The organism is Paenibacillus sp. FSL H7-0716, assembly GCF_038002705.1.
In the GTDB taxonomy this organism is placed as follows: domain Bacteria; phylum Bacillota; class Bacilli; order Paenibacillales; family Paenibacillaceae; genus Paenibacillus_AQ; species Paenibacillus_AQ odorifer.
The window spans coordinates 152238-172900 of record NZ_JBBODA010000008.1; the positions used below are offsets into that span (position 1 = coordinate 152238).

The 20663-nt window shown below is 42.4% G+C and carries 21 protein-coding genes; 17 read left to right on the plus strand and 4 right to left on the minus strand.

Features of this window, described 5'->3' with window-relative positions:
- Nucleotides 1-32 precede the first annotated feature (32 nt).
- Nucleotides 33-2105, plus strand: coding sequence for a serine hydrolase domain-containing protein (locus tag MHH60_RS13245; protein WP_076134375.1), 2073 nt, complete (start codon nt 33-35; stop codon nt 2103-2105).
- Between the two features lie 54 nt (nt 2106-2159).
- Here MHH60_RS13245 and MHH60_RS13250 read toward each other — a convergent pair whose 3' ends face one another.
- The gene (locus MHH60_RS13250) at nt 2160-2591 is read right to left on the minus strand and encodes a flavodoxin domain-containing protein (protein ID WP_076134376.1); all 432 of its coding nucleotides are present in this window, start codon (nt 2589-2591) and stop codon (nt 2160-2162) included.
- A 426-nt stretch (nt 2592-3017) separates the two neighbouring features.
- Here MHH60_RS13250 and MHH60_RS13255 point away from each other — a divergent pair, with 426 nt between their 5' ends.
- Nucleotides 3018-3359: a DUF4181 domain-containing protein gene (locus tag MHH60_RS13255; protein ID WP_076100242.1), complete on the plus strand. Its 342-nt coding sequence runs from the start codon at nt 3018-3020 to the stop codon at nt 3357-3359.
- Between the two features lie 302 nt (nt 3360-3661).
- Here the strand turns inward: MHH60_RS13255 and MHH60_RS13260 are convergent, their stop codons facing one another.
- Complete coding sequence (locus MHH60_RS13260; protein WP_076134377.1) at nt 3662-4471, minus strand: lipase family protein; 810 nt, start codon at nt 4469-4471, stop codon at nt 3662-3664.
- Between the two features lie 133 nt (nt 4472-4604).
- Here MHH60_RS13260 and MHH60_RS13265 point away from each other — a divergent pair, with 133 nt between their 5' ends.
- From MHH60_RS13265 to nagA, 5 genes are all read left to right on the plus strand, one after another.
- A complete protein-coding gene (locus tag MHH60_RS13265) occupies nt 4605-5894 on the plus strand; it encodes an L-cysteine desulfidase family protein (RefSeq protein ID WP_076134465.1) in 1290 nt (429 codons plus the stop codon).
- A gap of 199 nt (nt 5895-6093) precedes the next feature.
- Nucleotides 6094-7560, plus strand: coding sequence for a protein adenylyltransferase SelO (locus MHH60_RS13270; RefSeq protein ID WP_076134378.1), 1467 nt, complete (start codon nt 6094-6096; stop codon nt 7558-7560).
- A 38-nt stretch (nt 7561-7598) separates the two neighbouring features.
- Nucleotides 7599-8078 (plus strand): DinB family protein, encoded by a 480-nt coding sequence (locus tag MHH60_RS13275; protein ID WP_076134379.1) that lies wholly within the window; start codon nt 7599-7601, stop codon nt 8076-8078.
- Between the two features lie 175 nt (nt 8079-8253).
- On the plus strand, nt 8254-9039 hold the full coding sequence (locus MHH60_RS13280; RefSeq protein ID WP_076134380.1) for a DeoR/GlpR family DNA-binding transcription regulator: 786 nt from the start codon (nt 8254-8256) through the stop codon (nt 9037-9039).
- Nucleotides 9040-9061: 22 nt separating this feature from the next.
- Entirely contained in the window at nt 9062-10210 is a 1149-nt protein-coding gene (nagA, locus tag MHH60_RS13285) for an N-acetylglucosamine-6-phosphate deacetylase (RefSeq protein ID WP_076134381.1), read from the plus strand.
- On the opposite strand, the gene MHH60_RS13290 is transcribed toward nagA, so the two are convergent.
- Nucleotides 10199-10969 (minus strand): AraC family transcriptional regulator, encoded by a 771-nt coding sequence (locus tag MHH60_RS13290; RefSeq protein WP_076134382.1) that lies wholly within the window; start codon nt 10967-10969, stop codon nt 10199-10201. The genes nagA and MHH60_RS13290 overlap by 12 nt on opposite strands.
- Nucleotides 10970-10988: 19 nt before the next feature.
- Nucleotides 10989-11570: a LysE family translocator gene (locus tag MHH60_RS13295; RefSeq protein ID WP_076134383.1), complete on the minus strand. Its 582-nt coding sequence runs from the start codon at nt 11568-11570 to the stop codon at nt 10989-10991.
- Between the two features lie 116 nt (nt 11571-11686).
- Between MHH60_RS13295 and MHH60_RS13300 the strand changes: the two genes are divergently transcribed.
- From MHH60_RS13300 to MHH60_RS13345, 10 genes are all read left to right on the plus strand, one after another.
- Nucleotides 11687-12241, plus strand: coding sequence for a GNAT family N-acetyltransferase (locus tag MHH60_RS13300; protein ID WP_076134384.1), 555 nt, complete (start codon nt 11687-11689; stop codon nt 12239-12241).
- A gap of 190 nt (nt 12242-12431) precedes the next feature.
- Nucleotides 12432-12911, plus strand: a complete 480-nt coding sequence (locus MHH60_RS13305; RefSeq protein ID WP_038572158.1) for a DUF6530 family protein — start codon at nt 12432-12434, stop codon at nt 12909-12911.
- Nucleotides 12912-12953: 42 nt separating this feature from the next.
- On the plus strand, nt 12954-13313 hold the full coding sequence (locus tag MHH60_RS13310; protein WP_076134385.1) for a GIY-YIG nuclease family protein: 360 nt from the start codon (nt 12954-12956) through the stop codon (nt 13311-13313).
- A 189-nt stretch (nt 13314-13502) separates the two neighbouring features.
- Complete coding sequence (locus tag MHH60_RS13315) at nt 13503-14501, plus strand: Gfo/Idh/MocA family protein (protein WP_076134386.1); 999 nt, start codon at nt 13503-13505, stop codon at nt 14499-14501.
- Between the two features lie 2 nt (nt 14502-14503).
- A complete protein-coding gene (locus MHH60_RS13320) occupies nt 14504-15421 on the plus strand; it encodes an AraC family transcriptional regulator (RefSeq protein WP_248548564.1) in 918 nt (305 codons plus the stop codon).
- Nucleotides 15422-15438: 17 nt separating this feature from the next.
- Nucleotides 15439-16521: a Gfo/Idh/MocA family protein gene (locus tag MHH60_RS13325; RefSeq protein WP_076134387.1), complete on the plus strand. Its 1083-nt coding sequence runs from the start codon at nt 15439-15441 to the stop codon at nt 16519-16521.
- 137 nt (nt 16522-16658) lie between these two features.
- Nucleotides 16659-17363: a response regulator transcription factor gene (locus MHH60_RS13330; RefSeq protein ID WP_076134388.1), complete on the plus strand. Its 705-nt coding sequence runs from the start codon at nt 16659-16661 to the stop codon at nt 17361-17363.
- Between the two features lie 3 nt (nt 17364-17366).
- Nucleotides 17367-18752, plus strand: a complete 1386-nt coding sequence (locus tag MHH60_RS13335; protein WP_076134389.1) for a sensor histidine kinase — start codon at nt 17367-17369, stop codon at nt 18750-18752.
- 90 nt (nt 18753-18842) lie between these two features.
- Nucleotides 18843-19376: a hypothetical protein gene (locus tag MHH60_RS13340; RefSeq protein ID WP_076134390.1), complete on the plus strand. Its 534-nt coding sequence runs from the start codon at nt 18843-18845 to the stop codon at nt 19374-19376.
- 138 nt (nt 19377-19514) lie between these two features.
- Nucleotides 19515-20636 (plus strand): FtsW/RodA/SpoVE family cell cycle protein, encoded by a 1122-nt coding sequence (locus MHH60_RS13345; RefSeq protein WP_076134391.1) that lies wholly within the window; start codon nt 19515-19517, stop codon nt 20634-20636.
- Nucleotides 20637-20663: the final 27 nt, after the last annotated feature.

Consider the following 20663-nt stretch of genomic DNA (forward strand, 5'->3'; position numbering starts at 1 on the left):
AAGGATGACGATTTCATATCGGGAGGTTATGTATGAAGAAAAATTTGGCATCCATATTAGTTGCATTGCTTCTATTGGTGTATGTCCCTACTAGTGTTTTAGCAGCGGATAGCAGCAAAGGGCAAACGTATGTGAACACTCAGAAGGTGGCAGCAGAGAAGGCGGCGTTCTTAACGGAGAAGCTGGGGACGACTAGTCTCCAATATGCTCTTATTGATGGCGATAATATCGTTGTGAGCGGTCAATCTGGATTTAGCCATGTGGAGAGTAAGACAGCACCAAGCGTCACAACGATGTATGGTATTGGCTCGACGAGTAAAATGTATACAACAGCTTCTATTATGAAGCTTGTTGAGCAAGGAAAAGTAGATTTGGACGGTTCAGTCGTATCTTATTTGAATAATTTTACGATGGAAGATTCTCGTTATAAGCAAATCACTGTACGGATGCTGTTGAATCATTCATCAGGTCTTGCTGGCTCGAACTTATCCAATTCTTTCTTATTTAATGATTCCGATCCTATTGCAAAAGATAGTTTGCTAGAGACCTTGTCAACACAACGTCTGAAGGCCGATCCAGGCGCCTACTCAGTATATTGTAATGATGGATTTACGTTGGCTGAGTTGATTGTTGAAAAGGTCAGTGGCACGGACTTTACCACATTCATTCATCAAAATTTCACAGAACCACTAGGGCTTGCACATACGAAAACGCCTGTAGATTCTGTAGCTTCTTCTCAGCTGGCCAGTGTCTATAATGCTACCTACTCAGCAGCTTTACCCAAAGAAACCATTAACGTGATTGGAACAGGTGGTATCTATTCCACTGCTGAGGATTTGGTGCGTTTTGCAACTATTTTTACAGGCCAATCGACTGGCATTTTGTCAGAAAAGTCTGTAAAAGCGATGGAACAAGAGGAATATAAGCGTGGAATATGGCCTAAAGGAACAGATAATTCGTTAGCTTATGGATTAGGCTGGGACAGTGTGAACTTATATCCATTTAACCAGTACGAAATCAAGGCTTTGACAAAGGGTGGAGATACAGGTCTGTATCATACCTCATTAGTTGTATTGCCGGGACAGCAGATGGCAGCAGCAGTAATATCTTCTGGCGGATCAAGTACAACGGACCAGATGCTTGCCAACGAAATTTTACTCAGCGCTTTACAGGAAAAGGGAGTTATTAAGGAACTGAAAGCTACACCAACATTTAAAACTTCGAACAAAGAAGATATGCCGCAAGAATTGTTAAACTATGCGGGTGTCTATGGTGATTCTACGCAACTAATGAAGATAGAGGTTAGTAAAGCTGGGGAATTGAGTATATCTTCGATTATAGCTCCTACAATGCCTGCGCAGAAATTTTCCTATAATTCGAACGGTGAATTCTTAGATGCAGAGGGTACAAGTAAAGTTAGCTTTGTGAAGGAGAGCAATGGCCGTATCTATCTTTGGAGTCAAGGGTATGGGGTAATTCCAGGACTTGGTGAAACTGCCGTTACCCAATATGCAGCTGAGAAGCTTGAACCCAATGCCCTATCTCAAGAGGTCACTACTGCATGGCAGCAGCGTCAAGGGAAATTGTATTTTGATGTCAGCGAGAAGTACAGCTCCCAATATTACATGAGTATGCCGGTAGCTGGAATCGCTATGTTCCCTGATGCACCTGGTTATATGGGCTCGAATAAAATAACAGGACCTAATAAAGCAGAAATGACCGTGCAAATTCCAACCATCGCTGGACGCGATCTTGCGGATCTTATTTTTGAAAAGAAAAATGGTGTGGAGTATTTAAAGATTGGCAATCAATTGTTTATACATCAAGATGCAGTTAAACCTATTTATGCTGGCCCGCAATCTATGGTAACTATCCAAGCAGATGGATACGCTAAATGGTATGGAGTTCCTGAAACGGCAACAGGTAAGATAATGACAGTGGAGCTGCCAACCAAGAGTTCCTTTGCCGTTTATGATGAGAATGGTGTATGTGTGAATTACTTTACCATTAGTGGTCTTAAGCAAGTCAAACTTCCTAGCAACGGCAAAATTGTATTTGTTGGTGATGTCGGTGCGAAGTTTGAAGTGACCCTCAAGGTGCAATAAACGTATATAAAAAAAATCCTGTTATCAAGATTTTCGTCTTGGTAACAGGATTTTTTATTTGAAATTTTGTGAGAATTCTCTTATTTTATCTACCAAAATCCCTTTGAGCTGATCAGTACCTTCCTTTGGAGCCTTATAGGCCTTATAACCTCCAAAAGATTCAATACAAATTGCAGCTTCTTTCAGATCATCAGGGAAATTTTTCTCTATTAATTCTTCGGTTTTCTTGGGTTTCTCATTACAAATGTAGTAGCCCATCTTCTTAGTCAGTAACTCATCTTTATTTTTTTTGATAAAGTCACGAATGCCTTTATATATTTTTTCATCTCTTACTCCTGCCCCTAAAATAATGCTATCAAATGCCTCGATACTTGGCTTCTCTAATTCTATATTGCAAATTTTGCTCTGAGGTAGCTCTTCTGATAATACTTTTGCACATTGTTCTGTTGCTCCAGATTTTGTAGCGTATAGAATAAGTACTGCCATTGTGTTCCCTCTTTTCAGTTAAGATTAATCGCGTTTCCGCATTGTAAAAAATCTCGGAAATCAATTATCTTGATAATCAAGATATAGTATATTTTAGCGAATATGCTGATCATTTGTCAAGCCAACGGCAAGCTCCTGAGTGTTAATTAGATATCCTTATTATGGTATCATGGGAATAATATTAATCTAATGCTAACAATATCTTTAAGAAAATAAACAAAAAAAGAGGAGTGAACATAAATTGGGGATCATCGTAATGCTAATCATCTATTTGTTGCTTGGAATATTTGTGATTAAAGTAGGCATCGATAACTCTAGAAGTACGCAACTATCAAAAGAAATATTAAATGAGTTAAAAGAAATCAAAGAACTAATGATCAGAAATAAATACGAATGAATTCTATATAAGGGTGGAGGTGAACGAAAGTGAAAATTGGACTTATACTTATAATCCTTGCTTTTTCTAACCTGTTTCTAAGGATATGGATTGTTAGCCCGGACAAAGAAAAACTTCCGGAAGAAGGTTATGAGCTTAATATAAAAGTGAAGCTTATACTTGCACTTGTGGGATTAATTACGGGGGTTGTGATCATAATTGCCGATGGCCCAGAGGGTGTGGTTATGAAGTGGTTTTGGATTGTAGTTATAATAGTAGCAATAGGGTTTCAGTCGTTTATCGACTGGAAGTTTCTAAAACATACGAAACAGCACATAGTTTCACTTATTCTGTTAGTCCTAGGTGTGGTATTAGTTTATTTTATATTCTGACCTAGTCTCATTCGTACCGGTTTCGGACCCATATGACGTTAATTGCTGAATAATCGCCTTTTGGGCAGCATTTCGGACTCCAGTGCAGCTATTCGTTAGAAAGTGACTTATATTTGGTGTTTTTTATACCAATAGTGGCTATGGAGTCCGCTGGGATTTTTAAAGTGGAAATATACTGCTGTTAGTGTCAATGGAGTCTGTTAGTGACTTTGTAACTGCTGATGGCATCGAATCATACGAAGAAAAGAGGTGTTTCGGCAGCCAGCATATGGCTTGTTGGGCACCTCCTTTTTGGGTTCACATTATACTTCTGCTTTCGTAGCCACGAGAGGACAGAATCCAGGGTTCGTTATACATAATTCTTGAGCGAATTCCGGTTGGAGCTTGGAGAGCTCGGCGAAATAGCTGCTGATTACGTGATTACCACTTGCAGATCCATTCTGGAAAGACAGTGAGTTAAAAGTATGGACATGATTGTAATAATACTTTTTTTCCCGTTTGGGGAGCTTATAGACATGTGGAGGTGCGTAGGTTACAACATCAAAAAGATTGGCATACCGGTAACTCTTCCGCACATATTGTTTGAAAATATTAACGAAGTCCGGATCGCCTACCCGTGGGGAACCATAAGTATAGAGGTTAGGTGTGGTGTAAGAGGTATTTGCCGCAATATCTAAGGTACATAAGGTGGCGAGCGCTCCACCGAGGCTGTGGCCCGTAATGTATAAGGTCTTGTCGGGAGATAGCTTGGAGAGCGTAGAGAAGATGCCATCCCGAGCTGAAGAATAAATGTTGGTGAAGCCACGATGGGTGAGAGAGTCTTCTTTAAGATATTTGAACCGTTCCTGTGAGGCGAGGACGTTGGATATCCAATTGGTCGTCGTACTGGTTCCCCGAAAGGCAATAATAATCTCTTGTGGAGACTCCAAAATAAAGCCGAAACGTTCCCATACATTATTGAAGGATTGTGCTTCAATGGGATGACATAGCTGATAATCTAATGGAATGACGAAAACTCCATCTATATTTGAAAATTGTGTATAGGTCTGCCCGCAGACTGCAGCTAGAAAGATCGCCCTTTGCTCTTGCTCATTCCTCTTACTCACGCGCATCCCGCCTTTCTTTCCTACACTATATTAGGGGGATGAAGGAGTGATTCCTAAGAAAAAGGATTCCCTGAAACTTCTCTCTGAGTTACTATATATAAATAACTCCAACAGCGAGAGAGAAGGGGGAAATGCATACATGAGCAACTTATTGGAAATTTTACACAAGGAAGTCGTGCCGGCAGAAGGCTGTACGGAGCCGATTGCAGTTGCGTATGCCGTCTCCTTGGCGGCAGAGCTTCTCGAGGAAGAAATTACGGGGATTCAGCTGCATCTCAGCGGTAATATTATCAAAAATGCAATGGGAGTGGGCATTCCCGGGACAGGCCAGACAGGCCTGCCCATCGCAGCAGCCCTTGGAGCGGTGGTCGGCCGTTCTCACAAGGAACTGGAGATTCTGTCAGGCCTGACGCAGGCTGAGTTGAAGATGGCAAATGACCTGCTGGATAGAAAGCTGCTAAAAGTGGAGATAAAGGACACTCCTGAGAAATTATATATTGAAGCCCAGTTGTTTACGCAGAACCATACGGCTACTGCCATTATTGCCCGAGAGCACACCCATATAGAATATTTGGCTCTGGACGGGGAGAAAATAACACCCCGGAATTCAAAAGCCGACTGTGGCAAGCCTGGTCTTTCCGACACGGAAGAGTATGCGGGCTCAGTTGACCAGATATTCGAGTTTATCTGTACCGCTCCTTTTTCAGAGCTTAGCTTTCTCTTGGAAGGGGCGCGGATGAACAAAGCGATCTCTGATGAGGGATTGCGAGGCGATTATGGCTTGCAAGTAGGCAAGAAAATGAATCAGCAATCTGCGGTGAATCTGTTCGGCAATGATGTAGCGAATAGAATTATCGCGGCTACCGCAGCGGCTTCAGATGCTCGAATGGATGGCAGTGCAATGCCTGTGATGACAACTGCGGGCAGTGGCAATCAAGGCATCGCCTGTACGCTTCCCGTTATAGCTCTGGCGGAATTGCTGGGCAAGGATGAAGAAATGCTAGCTCGGGCGCTTGCACTGAGCAATCTGGTCACTGTGCATATCAAACATTATATCGGGCGTTTGTCCCCATTATGTGGTTCAGGGATTGCAGGGGGAGTAGGAGCAAATAGCGGGATCATTTATCTCATGGGCGGCAGTCTTGAGCAGATCAAGCATGGGATACAGAATACGATAGCTTCTTTGTCAGGCATGATCTGTGACGGTGCGAATTCTACCTGTGCGCTGAAGATTTCCACCTCCACCAATACGGCGATCCAGGCAGCCACACTGGCTATGAACAACATTGCTCCTACAACCAAGGATGGTGTGATTTTCGAAGAGGTGGAAGATACCATCCGCAACATGGAGCGTTTGGTTCAGGAAGGGCTGGCGGATACTGACAAGACCATTCTCAATATTATGCTCTCCAAAGGCGGAGCGAATTAGCTTCCAAATAAGTTGAAAACAAAATAGAACATCATAATTAAGACCGCCCGGTTCCCTGCATAAAATGGCAGGAAGCCGGGCGGTCTTTGTAACACTTCGGCAAAAACATAGGTCTGCGAGAAGATTTGCATTAAATTTTAACATAACTTATTCTGAGTTAATAAAGGCATAGAGACTGAGGGTATAAAAAGGAGATAATATGACAGAGAAAATAGATATAGGCTGGAATTTTGCGAATAGTTATACTCATCTGCCGGAATCAATGTTTACAAAAATTAAGCCAACGCCTGTGCGTAAACCGGAACTGATTATGTTTAATGAACCATTGGCTGCTACTCTAGGGCTGAATAGCACAGCACTACAGAGTAAGGAGGGTCTTGGGATTCTTGCCGGCAACGAAGTTCCTGAAGGTACCGTGTCGCTTGCGCAAGCTTATGCTGGACATCAATTCGGACATTTTACCATGTTGGGAGACGGTCGAGCAGTGCTGCTGGGCGAACAGATCACCCCTCAAGGTGATCGTGTAGATATTCAGTTGAAGGGTGCGGGAAGAACCCCATACTCTCGTGGTGGCGATGGCCGGGCAGCGCTTGGACCGATGTTGCGCGAATATATCATCAGTGAAGCGATGCATGGACTCGGGATTCCTACGACTCGCAGCTTGGCGGTGGTAGCTACAGGGGAGCCGCTAATTCGGGAAACGGAACAGCCGGGGGCGGTTCTGACCCGGATCGCGGCCAGTCATTTGCGTGTTGGAACCTTCCAATATGTTGCTGCATGGGGGACTGTGGAGGATCTGCGTATTCTGGCTGATTACACGTTGCATAGACATTATCCAGAAGCTCCTGTGGAAGTTAATCCATATCTTGTTCTGCTTCGGGAAGTAATGGAACGTCAAGCAGCGCTAATTGCTAAATGGCAGCTTGTAGGTTTTATTCACGGAGTGATGAATACTGATAATATGGCCCTTAGCGGAGAAACGATTGATTATGGTCCATGTGCCTTCATGGATGTGTATAATCCTCAGACGGTATTTAGTTCCATAGATCAGCAGGGTCGTTATGCTTACCACAATCAGCCCGGGATTGGCGCATGGAATCTGGCCAGATTTGCCGAGACTCTCTTGCCATTGCTGGCTGACGATCAGGCACAGGCGATTAAGCTGGCTGAGGAGGCAATTTCAGATTTTTCGGAGCGGTCCTATCAATATTGGCTAACGGGAATGAGAGCGAAGCTGGGAATGTTTAACGAAGAGTTAGAGGATGTTGCTCTGATTGATACCCTCCTTGAACTGATGCAAAAATATCGGGCTGACTACACTAATACATTTCGGTCCTTAACTTTAGGCGTAATGGAAGATGCTGCTCTGTTTGGCACCCCTGAATTTAAGCAATGGAATGAGCTGTGGCAGGCGCGACTTAGCAGGCAGCAGGAATCACAATCCTCTTCACAGGAGCTGATGCGCAGCAGTAATCCTGCGATTATTCCGCGGAATCATCGTGTGGAAGAAGCGCTTGAGGCAGCGGTAGAGCGGAAAGATTACGATGTGATGGAGCGGTTCCTTCAAGCTTTGTCTAACCCATACGCCTACTCCCCTGAACAAGTGGAATACTCGGCACTTCCTGAGGAATCGGCTTGTCCATATCGTACATTCTGCGGTACTTAAATTGCTTATAATCTATCTGGAAAATGGGGGAAGGAAGAATGTTTCATGCTTATGATGTTCTAGCCAACCAGTTGCTGGCCAATGCAAATGATTCGAGTTGGTATGTGCCCTTTGAAGTGGCGGTTAAAGACTTAAGTGAAGAAGAAGCTTTTTGGAAGGTAACGGATGAAAGCAATAGTATTGCTGAGATTGTGCAGCATCTGCTTTACTGGAATGAAACTTGGCAAACAAGGTATAAAGAAGCCAGTGTTCATGCGGTTCCTTCAGTGGATAATAATAATACCTTTGTCGTTGCAGAAGGGAAAACGTTCGAAGCGCTGCAAAAACAACTTTTAGAGGTTCTTTTACACTGGCAGGAATTGATTAAGAAAGAACAATTGGAAGCTGACGTTCAAGGATTCCCAGACAGTAAATGGTGGGAAGTACTCGGAAATGTAACGACCCATAATGCTTATCATGTGGGCCAGATTGTTTTTATTCGAAAAATACAAAAAAGCTGGAACCGCAATGTGAAGTGACATTGTGAAGTAAATCCTAAAAATAGAAATTTTCAAAAGGCGTTAGCGGATGCACATTCATCCGGCTTTCGTCTTTTTTACGCATTAACACTTACATATACTTAATTATATACTCATAAACGCTTGTAAATACTTATAAAATGACTTATGATGACTTTAGGAGGTGAATTTCATTATGTATCAAGAGGAACGATTATTAAAAATACTCGAACATTTGAAACAACACCAATCGATGAGTGTTCAAGATATCTGTACGCAATTTGAAGTCTCAAGAGATACTGCCCGACGGGATATTGTTAGGTTAGTACAAGAGGGCGTCGTTGTTCGGACGCATGGCGGTCTAGCGTTACCTGAATTGCAAAAAGAATTATTATCTTATCAGGATCGTTTGATCGATGAATCCGAGAGTAAGCAGAGAATAGGGAAGATCGCGGCCGGGCTTATCCAAGATCGTGAGACTGTGATTTTAGACGTATCGACCACTGTACAGTTTGTTGCAGAACAAATAAGTGCGCAGGATATTACGGTTGTCACGCACTCGATAGATAATGTAGGGATTTTATCCCATCGTGAGGATTTGCAAATTTATGTACTTGGTGGTTACTTAAATGTGAAAAACCGCTTGTTATATGGTTCTTCCATTATCGATAAACTTAGTGAAATTCGTGCGGATAAAGCCTTTATTGGAGCATCGGCGATCTGTGCTGATGGACTCTATTATCCTTATGAAGAAGATGCGCGGGTAAAAAGAGAAATGGCTCGAAGATCTGATCAGGTGATTTTAGTTGCGGATCACACCAAATTTAATGCTAAATCCTTTTATCGGTTAGACTTTGATTTCGTTGATATTTTAGTTACAAATCGAGAGCTTCCAATCGAGATCAGAGAAGTTCTAGATCAGAAGAACATCACAGTTATTGAGTGCCAAGATGAAGCTGAAGAGGTTCGAAATCAAGAGTGATAACGAATGGAGGAGAATGTTTATGACTTATATTTTGCAAAATGTACAAGTAGTGCTTCAGAATAGTATAGTTTCAGCGGCTAATGTATGGATTTCTGAAGGAAAAGTGATGAAGATAGACTCAGGAGATATTTCTATCCCAGAGGGTGAGTATGAACGGATTGATGGCGGAGGGCATTTGTTAGTACCCGGTATGATAGATGTGCATATTCATGGCGCTAACGGGTTTGATATGATGGACGGTACTGAAGAGAGTATTCAAGAAGTGTCGAAGGCTTGCGCAGCATCTGGTTGCACCTCATTTCTGGCTACCTCTGTGAGTTCTACGATGGAGGATCTTTTAGAGATGATTCGTAGTGTCAAACGTGTAATTGGGCATGAAGTGGGAGCAAAAATCGCAGGCATTCACTTAGAGGGACCTTATCTAAACCCCAAAAGAAAAGGAATGCAAAATGAAAAGTATCTGCGGCATCCTAACTTAGAGGAAATGAAGCTCATTTTCCAAGAAGCTGGATCACTCATAAAAATGGTTACGATTGCTCCTGAGCTGCCGGGAGGCATGGAGCTTCTTTCCTTTTTGAAAGAACGGGGAGTGGTGATAGCGATTGCTCATTCGGATGCCACATATGAAGAAGCCAAACAAGCTTTTGCCGCTGGGGCAAGTCATGTTACGCATTGTTTTAATGGCATGCGGCCGATCCATCATCGAGATCCGGGGATTGTGGTTGCTGCTTTCGAAGAGAAACATGTAAGCCTGCAAGCTATTGTGGATAATGTTCATCTGCATCCTGCAATTATCCGACTGATGCATACCATGAAAGGACCAGAAGGAATGGTCTTGATCACAGATGCGTTACAAGCAATGGGGTTAGGGGATGGGAATTATATATTTGGAGGACATCAGGTTACGGTATCTGGTGGCATAGCGCGATTGGAAGATGGCACGCTGGCCTCCAGTACAGTTACCATGAATGAAGCCTTACGTTATACTGTAGAAACTGGAATTTCGCTGACAGATGCCGTACAAATGGCTTCAACTACACCTGCCAATATTCTTGAACTTCAACAAAAGGGGACGATCACCTCTGGCTTGGATGCTGACCTGGTTCTCTTGGATGATGAATTCAAAGTGCTCTGGACAATGGTAGGCGGGCAAATCTTACAGCTGTGACCGGTATTCATGGGCGGTTATTCCGAACACGCTTTTAAAATGCCTGTTCAGATGAGTTAGATCCACAAATCCGCAATCTACAACAGCTGCATAGATATCCTTAGTTCTCTCAATGGACTGCTTGGCACGCTCTACCTTGCAATTTAAGAAAAATTGATAGGGCGATATTCCTGTATATGTCTTAAACTCGCGAATAAACTGATATTTGGACAGACCAAACTCTGTGCAGAGATCGTCCAGCTTCAGCACATGGTCTAAACTGCAGTACATCATTTCCTTTGCTTTTTTGAGAAATTTATTATTCGTTCTGCGATCGGTAACTATTTCAGTATTCGATACTAAATGAACCAGAGTGAATAACAGTTCACTGCACAAAGACTCCTCTTTGCCATTCTGGATGGCATGGTTTAGGGCTAATATGCACTGCGCCAATTTGTCATCGTATAAGATAGGAGTGGCGAAGCGGAGTTCTTTTTTTCCTAGTATCTCTCGCATTTGGGTTGGCTTAATATAAAGCATGACATAATCAATGCCACCTTTATCATACGCATTGCCATCATGCGTTTGTTCCGGATTAAACAACATTACGCCATTTTTATGAGAGGACTGCAAACTACCGTCGAGATTATATTGCTGAATGCCACGAAGGGTCACACCGATGGCATATTCTTCATGGCAATGTTTTTTATAGGTGAAATCAGTAAGGCTGGCGGATAAGGACAGGATCTCTGCTGACTTTTTATAGTTAAATCTCTCCACGTTCTTAACCTCCGCGACTTTATAGGATTCCCGATATCATAATGGCTGAGTATACTAAAAACAGTGCCATCACGGTATTTAGAACTTTTTGATGATTTTTCATAAATGTTCTGAAGATTGTCCCAAATACAACCCATGTCGTAAATGCAAAAAATCCGATCACAGTTATAATTATAACAAACATAAACAAGGCAAGCGAAGAGGTATAGAATGGCATTACGTAGTTGGGAATAACCGTTAGTGTAAATACTAGCACTTTAGGATTCACAAGCTGCATAAGCACGCCTGAGCGGAAATTGGCATTTGGGTCAGGCTGGTCTTCCATTGAACCCATTTTAAAGATTTTATAAGCAAGGTAGAGCATATATAAACTCCCAATGACTTGCATAAAGATCAGGATATTTGGAATGATTTCTACTAGAACACGGTTCAGCAGAGTAGAAAGGATAAGTAATAAACCAAAAGCCAGCGTGGATCCGTATACATACCCCATTGATTTTTTAGCCCCGGAATGCTGCACGGAAGAAAGAATAACAATATTGGTAGGACCGGGTGTAAATGTAGCGACAACGCAATAGATCAGAAAGGACAATATATTCATGATGACCTCCAGTAAAGTAGTTCTCTGAATATAAACCTTTCAGTCTGAATGCTGATAGTATATTATTGCAGGATTTTTAAGAATTCCGGCCGGGAATAGAAGAGGTGTCCGAATCAATGAATAAGAGTAATCCAATGACCATAAGCACGCTTTCTCCAGCTGATTTTGAATCCACATGCTCTGTTTTTGAAACTTCAATCCCAGATGCTTTTCAAAAAGAAGGGCTTGATCATTTACAAGAGGATATCCAAAGTGAAATTGATCATAAAAAGCAAATGGTGATGACTTCACTGGATACTACGACTGGGGAGCCTTACTTCCTTCTTGCAAAAATAGAAGAGCAGGTTGTCGGTACAATTTCCTTTGGACCTTGTGGCGAAGATATTCAAACCTGCACAGATCATCAGTTAGATGAAATGGGGGAATTGGGCAGTCTATACATTATGCCAAGTTATCAGGGCCAAGGTGTGGGTTCAGCCTTAATTAAGGAAATGATGATATTTCTAAAAAAGCAAGGGGTAGAGCAGTTTTGTCTGGACAGCGGTTATAAACGTGCACAGGTCAAGTGGCAACGTAAATTTGGGCAGCCTTATAAAGTAGTAGAAGACTATTGGGGACCTGATTCTGTCCATATGGTTTGGTTGTGTAATGTGAGTGATCATTTAAGCTAGAGATATATTTTTCATGAGAATAACAGTCCCTTTGCTGCGCGCAGAGGGATTTTTTGTTTTGTTGGATAAAACGGGTGTATTGTCGTTTGACAGATGATCTTTTGCCGGGTAATATAAATCTTAGATTTAGTAAATTAGTAATTTAGTAAATCAGTAAATTAGTAAATCATAAAATGGAGAGTGACTAATCATGAAAATTCCAACAACTCTAAAACATAAACCTGTAGTCGTGTCAGAAAATTACGAGCAGGTTGATGGCCGCTATGCCGGGGACACAGATGCAAAAGGTCTGTCCCTAGGATTAGCTCAATGGAATGATAGAGGAAAGGTCGACATCTCAGCAAAGGTATGGAGACATACAGGGGACAAATGGTCGAGACAGTCCGAAGAGCTGCCAATGCACCGTGTGCTTGACCTGGCAATTTTGATTTGCAGAAGTAGTTTGTATTTTCAAGAGGCCTATCGGTTTCCCAAAATGTATGATCCCGAGAGCCCTATGATTGATCGTATTGGACTGCAGGGAGATGCAATGAGTGTATCTGTCTGTGCAGACAATCCTATGATTGATAATGATATTAAGCTGTTCGCTCAGGCGCTTAGTGATGATGGTGAAATGATCGGAGAACGGCTTTCGGTATTGTCCCGTTTATTAAAAGAAATGGGGTACTGAAATTTAGCCGAATGGCCTGTGAAAGGAGAATCATAAATCATAATGGACAAAAGTAAACGTAAAGAACTTCAGGAGCAATATAAACAGCTCAAGACGTACATGGGTGCTATTCAAATTACAAACAAAATAAGCGGAAAAATATTCGTTGACAGCTATCCCAACCTGAAGAATAAATGGATGACTATACAGATGCAATTAGATATGGGCAGATTTGCGAATGCGGAGCTGCAAAAGGACTGGAAGGAACTTGGAGCAGAAGCTTTCAGCTATGAGGTGTTAGAGCAGAAGGAGTCAGAAGACGTAACCGACGTGCGCTGGGAGCTAAAACTGTTGAAAAAGAAGTGGTTCGAGAAATTGCAGCCCTTTGATGACAAAGGATATAATAAGCCACTTACCCATTAAGCCAAGTATAAAGAAACCTTTAGCTTTCATAGCAAGGGTTTCTTTTTTTAAGGATCGTATTTCACAACGGATTTCATGTGTCGTAATATTATATATGTTTTGTCGCATTTTCCTACTAAAAAAGCTGTTTATTATGTGTTATTTTTATAGCAGATGTCAGAATAACATATATACGGGAGGCACAAGTAAATGACCATTAGAATTGGTAAGCTCAGCTATTGGCATGTGCATGCATGGGATTACACCAAGCAAGCTCAGGAGCATGAAGATACCGTATTAGCTGCAGTTTGGGACGAAAACGTAGAGCGTGGGAACAAAGCTGCGGAAAGCTTGAATATTCCTTTTTTTGAATCACTGGATGATCTGCTTGCGCAAGAGGATATAGATGCCGTTATCGTGGATGCACCAACGAATATGCATAGAGATGTAATCGTGGCTGCGGCCAAGGCGGGCAAACATATTTTTACAGAAAAAGTTATTGCCCCAACGTTAAAAGAAGTTAACGCAATTATCGCAGAAGTTAACGAGAACAAAGTGAAGCTAACGGTCTCCTTGCCTCGTTTAAATGACGGCTATACATTAACTATTCAAGAGATTCTAAGTCAGGAACTGCTCGGCAAGATTACTTACGTTAGAGTTCGCTTATCCCATAACGGAGCAACGGAAAGCTGGCTTCCTGATCATTTCTTTAGCTTGGAGCAATGTGGAGGCGGAGCTTTGATTGATCTTGGCTGTCATCCCATGTATTTGACGAAGCTTTTCTTAGGTCAAGATGTGACTGGGGTAAGTGCTAATTTTGGGTATGTAACCGGTAAAGAAGTGGAAGATAATGCTGTAGTGACATTATTTACGGATTCTGGAGCAATTGGTGTGGTGGAGGCTGGTTTCGTGAATAGTCATTCGCCGTTTACTATTGAGGTGCATGGAACTGAAGGAACACTGCTTTACGGAACACCAGAGAATAAGCTTCTTCTTAGAACGAACAAATCCACGGATAAAGAAGAAGGCTGGAAAGAAGTAGTCCTGCAAAGCAATCGTGAAAGCGCCTTCCATCAATGGGTTGATCATATTCAAAACAATACACTCGCCACTCAAAATGTTGAAATGGCAGTTGAGCTTACCAGATTAATGGAGGCGGCGAACCGCTCGGCTAAAGAAGGCTGTGTAATTCCGATTGGGAGGACTTAACGTTGAGCAGCTTTCCCTATGAGATGATGTTTGAGAAGCAGGACATGCTTGAAAGATTGGATATCACGATTCTATGGGGACATTACGAGATTACAGTGTTTAGATTTCATTTGACTTCTTTTCCACCGGGCAGAGTAGTCGAGTTCCATAATCATTCTGAATTTGAGTTTCATTTCATTCCGCGCGGGAAGGGAGAAGTCATTCTTGGGGATCAAAAGTATCCTCTGTCAGAGGGAATGTTCTATCTAACCGGACCAGGTGTTATGCATCGTCAAGAGGCAGCTGCAGATGAATCCATGGAAGAGTTATGCCTGCATGTTGACATCAAAAAGAGGATCCGGGATGATGCTGATCTTTGGGAGGTTGCGGAAGCTGAGACCTGTGTGGAGAAGCTGAAGTGTTTACCCTTGGTCCCAGCACAAGACTATCACGGGGCTATGAAGTGTTTTCGAGAAGCGTACGAAGCATGCGATGGGAAGTTGACCGGATATTATACTTCAATTAAGCATCTCGTGATCAGTATTTTATTAAAGGCCGTTAGAGCGTATGATTCAGGCGGGATCCGCACGGAGGCGCCGGTTAGAGATATGCTGACTTACCGGTATCAATACGCAATGCAATATATGGAAGCGAATTATTCAGGAACGGTTACCTTAGAAAATGTTGCAGAAAAGCTGAATATTAGTTCAAGACAGCTGCAGCGGGTGTTTAAGCAAGTAAATGCAGAACAATCATTCAGTAGGGCGCTTGAGGACATTCGATTGCAAGCGGTCTGCCGCAAGCTTGAAGAAAGCAATTATCCGATAGAACAAATCGCACAATCGGAAGGGTTCACCAATGCTACCTATTTGCATATTGTCTTCCGCAAGCGGTTAGGCATGACACCGGCAACTTATCGAAACAGTAAACAAATCCATTAGAGGTGAGGGTGAAGGATATGAGTAAGGTTTTTCGTGTAGGGATTATTGGATGTGGTGGTATTGCGAATGGCAAACATCTTCCAAGCTTGAGCAGACAAAGTAAGGTTGAGATCGTGGCTTTTTGTGACATTATTAAAGAACGTGCGGAAGAAGCAGCGGAGAAATACGGAAGTAATAAAGCTACTGTCTATACGGATTACACTGAACTATTAAAAGATCAATCCATTGATATTATTCATGTGCTTACGCCTAATGATGTCCATGCGGAAATATCAATCGCTGCACTAGAAGCCGGAAAACATGTGATGTGCGAAAAACCAATGGCTAAGACAGCGGCAGATGCCAAACGAATGGTTGAAGCAGCGAAACGTACAGGCAAGAAGCTGACCATTGGATATGACAACCGGTACAGAGAGGACAGCTTATATTTGAAAAAAGCCTGTGAGTCCGGAGAGCTTGGTCATATTTATTTTGCAAAAGCACATGCCATCAGACGGAGAGCTGTACCGACCTGGGGAGTATTTCTTGATGAAGAGAAACAAGGCGGCGGTCCGCTTATCGATATCGGAACCCATGCACTGGACCTAACTCTTTGGATGATGGATAACTATAAACCAAAGGTTGTGCTGGGTACTAAATATCATGAGCTTTCACAAAAGGAAGAAGCCGCCAACGCCTGGGGACCGTGGGACCCTAAAAAGTTCACCGTGGAGGATTCAGCCTTTGGAATGGTCGTAATGGAGAATGGTGCAACAATCATGCTGGAAGCGAGCTGGGCTCTGAATACACTAGACGTACATGAAGCGAAATGCAGCTTAAGTGGGACGGAAGCAGGCGCAGATATGAAGGACGGACTTAGAATTAACGGAGAGAAATTCAGCAAGCTGTACACTAATAAAATTGAGCTTGGGGCAGGCGGCGTTGCCTATTATGAAGGAAAAGCTGAAAGTGCTCCGGATATAGAATTAAGAAAGTGGATTGAAGCGATTGAACAGGATAAGGACCCGGTTGTAACTCCTGAACAGGCTTTTGTTGTTTCGCAAATATTGGAAGCTATTTATGAATCGGCGCAGACCGGCAAAGCTGTGTATCTGGATTAGATTTTGACAACTATAGTGATTTAGAGTAATATCCACTTGTGATTTAATTATAGGGATCTGAGACAAGACTCTCTCTTTACCGGGAGAGTTTTTTTGTTTTTTTACTTGTTTAGACTCTGGGTAATAGGGGTGGAAAAGTGGATACTATTGATCGCAATCATGTGCTTATTGTGGAAGATGACGATAATATTAGACGTTTTATATCTATAAATTTAACGAATAAGGGATTTGTGGTTAGTGAAGCTGCTTGTGGAGAAGAAGCATTGCAGAGCTTTGAGGCGAGCCGTCCAGATGTTATGGTTCTGGATATCATGTTGCCTGATTCTAATGGGTTCGAAATATGCCGAAAGCTAAGAGAGAAAGACGCTGGGGTCATCATCATTTTCTTAACCGCACGTGGACAGGATTTGGACAAAATCAATGGCCTTGAAATGGGTGCTGACGATTATATTGTTAAACCTTTTAATCCATTAGAATTGGTAGCACGTATTAAAGCTATTTTGCGCCGTACAGAATCAGCTCTAAAGCCGCAAAAAACGATACTTCAAGCTGGACCGATTCGGCTGGATCTGAATGCAAACAAGATGTTTAAGCAGGATGACAGCATTGAATTAACTCCGAAGGAATTTCAGATGATGAAGACCTTTCTGGAGCATCCGGATACAGCACTCTCTAGGAATGAATTAATGAATCTTGTCTGGGGAGAGGATTATATTGGAGATCCTAAGACGGTAGATGTTCATGTGCGTAAGTTAAGAGAGAAAATTGAGGTGGATCCATCTAATCCGCTTTGGATTGAGACGGTATGGGGGCTCGGATACCGCTTTAGAAAGGATGGTTGAAGAATGGGGATTCAGAAAAGATTAGTAGGAAGCTATTTTGTAGTCATCTGTCTTACTGTGCTCATTCTTGAAATCATTCTTAATGTATCTGTGCGATATTATTATTTTCATAACATAGAGGAAACCCTGATGAATCAAGCAGAGCTATCGGCTTCTTTTTTTCAGCAATACTTTGGGGACCAGGATCTGGAGGAACAATCGGATAGGTTACTGAAGGGTTTTGCTAGTCATTCCGATGCACAGGTACAGATTATTAATGTTGAAGGCCGGCTGTTGCAGGATTCAAATGGCCTTCAAGGCGATCTAACGATGACTGAGTACATAGATGTGCAATCAGCAATAAAAGGGCAGCCCGGCAGTTGGAAAGGTGCGGACCCTAATACAGGGGAAGCGATTTACGCGGTATCTTATCCTTTACAAGCGAATGGAAACATCGTGGGGGGAGTCAGATTTATCACGTCCTTAACGGAAACTATACATACAGTTAAACAGATTACGGTTTTACTGATCGGGGTGGGGATCATCGTCATTGGCATTGTCACCTTACTTGGATTATTACTGTCTTGGACCATAACCAGATCAATTAAAGATTTGAAGCAGGCAGCAGATCAGATGACCGAAGGTGATTTCAGCATCAGAGTGCATAAGCGCTATCAAGATGAGCTTGGTTCATTGGCAGATACGTTAAATATGATGGCAAGCCGGATTTCCAAGAGTGAACAGCTTAAGAATGATTTTATCGCTTCCGTATCCCATGAACTGCGAACACCCTTGACCTCGATCAAAGGTTGGGCAATTACCTTAAAGGCGAGTGAGGTGAGTAATCAACCTCTGTTTTATGATGGGCTTGATATTATTGAATCCGAAAGTGACAGGTTAACTCATATGGTGGATGAATTGTTGGATTTCTCCAAGTTGGATAACGGAAGAATCGCCGTTCACTTCACATCTGTGGATCTAACAGAACTGCTGCAGCATATCGGCAGACAACTTACCCCTAGAGCGACCCGACAAGGCATCTCACTAGATGTGAAAATAGAAGAAGATCTGCCAGTGATTCAAGCTGACGAGAATCGTGTGAAGCAAGTCATGATTAATCTCATTGATAATTCACTCAAATTTACTGGTTCATCAGGTCGAATCTTTATCACCGCGCATACGGTTCCAGGAAAAGTCGTGGTTTCTGTAGAGGATACAGGCTCAGGCATCGCAGAGACGGATTTAGAGAATGTGCGGCAAAAATTCTACAAAGGGGATCAACAGGCTTCGGGCAGCGGCTTGGGATTATCCATCTCGGAACAGATCATTAAATTGCATCATGGAGAGCTGCGAATAAGCAGCACTTTAGGCAAAGGAACGATTGTTCAATTTGACTTACCGATAGAATAAGAATTCAAATTTAACTATTTCATAACCACTTTCAACTCTTTCACAGATAAAATACTATATATGCGGACAAGCGAGGAGTCGATGATCCAAATGCCGAGCAAATTCATAAAAATAGGTACCCTGTTGACAACTTTATTTTTGCTCGGTGGATGCGGAGTCCCGGCGACACCCGGAGAGCTGATTAAACCTCCATCATCAGAAGCAAACCTGCAGCGAGACAAAACGAGCCAGGAATTTATTAAGTGGCTTCCAGACAAAGCTCAATTGATAACTCCGATGAAGGGACAAGAAGATAATGCCATCTCCTTTGGCGATATGGATGGAGACGGAATTGACGAAGCTGTAGTTGTGTATGAGTACAGTAAAAACAAAGGATACACTATAAAAGCAATGTTGTTGAGGCAGGAAAATGAAGCTTGGCAGAAGATTTCCGAGGTTGAGGGGTTTGGGTATGGTCTGGATTATGCCGGATTCTTTGATGTTGATGAAGATGGCCATAACGAGCTTGCACTGGGCTGGTCATTGGGTGAGGCTGGGAATGGTCTGGATATTTATACGCTAAGTGAAGATAAACTTAAGCTGTTATCGAAGAAAGCATATCAGGGCAAATATGATCTGAGGTAATCATTTAACCTAATCATCCGTAGCGCTGCATTGAGAAAAAAGAAGTAAAAGTGCTCAGCGGATTATTTATTATGCCCATTTTCATGTATATATCCCGTACACAACAAGAAAACTACAGAAATTAAATAGAGGTTGTAAATGCTTATCTCTACCAAAATTGCAAAGCTGGACAGATCCGTACTTTTTCTCACCACCTGCTTAGTTGGCATGGGTACTGTTGCTATTTATGAAGCGACTACGGATACGCGGTTAGACGGTCTTTACATAAGTTATTTGTATTTATTTGCTTTATTTTCCCTACCCATGTTATTCATTGCTTTGGTAGATTATAAGATTCTATTAGGCAGATTAGCGTATCTCTTTTATGGCGTGGGCATAGGTTTACTAGTACTAGTCAAGCTGGTTGGAGAAAATCTCAATGGTGCCGTGCGTTGGTTAAGCATTGGGAGCTTTCAGCTTCAGCCCTCCGAGCTGGCTAAAATATGTACGGTGCTGCTCATTGCTCATCTATTAGGTACACGAGAGGGCCAGCGGCTGCGGTTTTTTCAAGATTTAGTGCCGGTCTGTTTCGTTTTTTTAATTCCTTTCATTTTAATAATGGATCAGCCCGATTTGGGTACAGCACTCGTATTTGCTGGCATATTACTTAGTATGCTGTGGATTGGTAACATCCGTGCTCTATATATGATTCTGATCCTTGGTGTTGTGATTATTTCTATCGGCACGATATTATGGCTGTATTATGCTAACTTCGACTTGTTATCCAAGATTGTCGAGCCCCATCAACTGTCACGAATCCAAGCCTTTTTGGACCCGCAGAGCGATCCTGATAAATCTTGGCATGTGAAAAACGCAATGATAGCCATTGGCTCCGGGGGATTATCGGGCAGTGAGGGTATTTTTTTGCGAAAAGGATATATTCCATATGCGTATTCCGATTCGATCTATGTAGTCATCGGGGGGAAATACGGTTTTATAGGTTCATCCGTGCTGCTGATGCTTTATTTGCTGCTCGTGTACCGAATGATCTTTATTGCGCTGGATAGTAGGGACCATGCGGGTACCTATATTGTCACCGGGTTTATCGCTATGTTCATCTTTCAAGTTTCCGTTAATCTTGGGATGCATATTGGCTTGCTGCCTCTGACGGGGATTTCATTGCCTTTTATTAGTTATGGAGGCAGCTCATTGCTTACTAATATGATTGCGATTGGCATAGTGCTAAGTGTTAAAGTTCATAAGGATGAAAGCGCTGATTGAATAAGCTATTGGAACTGAGTGGAGGAA

Bases quoted from the DNA above. Each gene is read 5' to 3' on its own strand.
- MHH60_RS13245 (WP_076134375.1), top strand. From the start codon at position 33: ATGAAGAAAAATTTGGCATCCATATTAGTTGCATTGCTTCTATTGGTG.
- MHH60_RS13250 (WP_076134376.1), bottom strand. From the start codon at position 2,591: ATGGCAGTACTTATTCTATACGCTACAAAATCTGGAGCAACAGAACAA.
- MHH60_RS13260 (WP_076134377.1), bottom strand. From the start codon at position 4,471: ATGCGCGTGAGTAAGAGGAATGAGCAAGAGCAAAGGGCGATCTTTCTA.
- MHH60_RS13265 (WP_076134465.1), top strand. From the start codon at position 4,605: ATGAGCAACTTATTGGAAATTTTACACAAGGAAGTCGTGCCGGCAGAA.
- MHH60_RS13270 (WP_076134378.1), top strand. From the start codon at position 6,094: ATGACAGAGAAAATAGATATAGGCTGGAATTTTGCGAATAGTTATACT.
- MHH60_RS13275 (WP_076134379.1), top strand. From the start codon at position 7,599: ATGTTTCATGCTTATGATGTTCTAGCCAACCAGTTGCTGGCCAATGCA.
- MHH60_RS13280 (WP_076134380.1), top strand. From the start codon at position 8,254: ATGTATCAAGAGGAACGATTATTAAAAATACTCGAACATTTGAAACAA.
- nagA (WP_076134381.1), top strand. From the start codon at position 9,062: ATGACTTATATTTTGCAAAATGTACAAGTAGTGCTTCAGAATAGTATA.
- MHH60_RS13295 (WP_076134383.1), bottom strand. From the start codon at position 11,570: ATGAATATATTGTCCTTTCTGATCTATTGCGTTGTCGCTACATTTACA.
- MHH60_RS13300 (WP_076134384.1), top strand. From the start codon at position 11,687: ATGAATAAGAGTAATCCAATGACCATAAGCACGCTTTCTCCAGCTGAT.
- MHH60_RS13305 (WP_038572158.1), top strand. From the start codon at position 12,432: ATGAAAATTCCAACAACTCTAAAACATAAACCTGTAGTCGTGTCAGAA.
- MHH60_RS13310 (WP_076134385.1), top strand. From the start codon at position 12,954: ATGGACAAAAGTAAACGTAAAGAACTTCAGGAGCAATATAAACAGCTC.
- MHH60_RS13315 (WP_076134386.1), top strand. From the start codon at position 13,503: ATGACCATTAGAATTGGTAAGCTCAGCTATTGGCATGTGCATGCATGG.
- MHH60_RS13325 (WP_076134387.1), top strand. From the start codon at position 15,439: ATGAGTAAGGTTTTTCGTGTAGGGATTATTGGATGTGGTGGTATTGCG.
- MHH60_RS13335 (WP_076134389.1), top strand. From the start codon at position 17,367: ATGGGGATTCAGAAAAGATTAGTAGGAAGCTATTTTGTAGTCATCTGT.
- MHH60_RS13340 (WP_076134390.1), top strand. From the start codon at position 18,843: ATGCCGAGCAAATTCATAAAAATAGGTACCCTGTTGACAACTTTATTT.
- MHH60_RS13345 (WP_076134391.1), top strand. From the start codon at position 19,515: ATGCTTATCTCTACCAAAATTGCAAAGCTGGACAGATCCGTACTTTTT.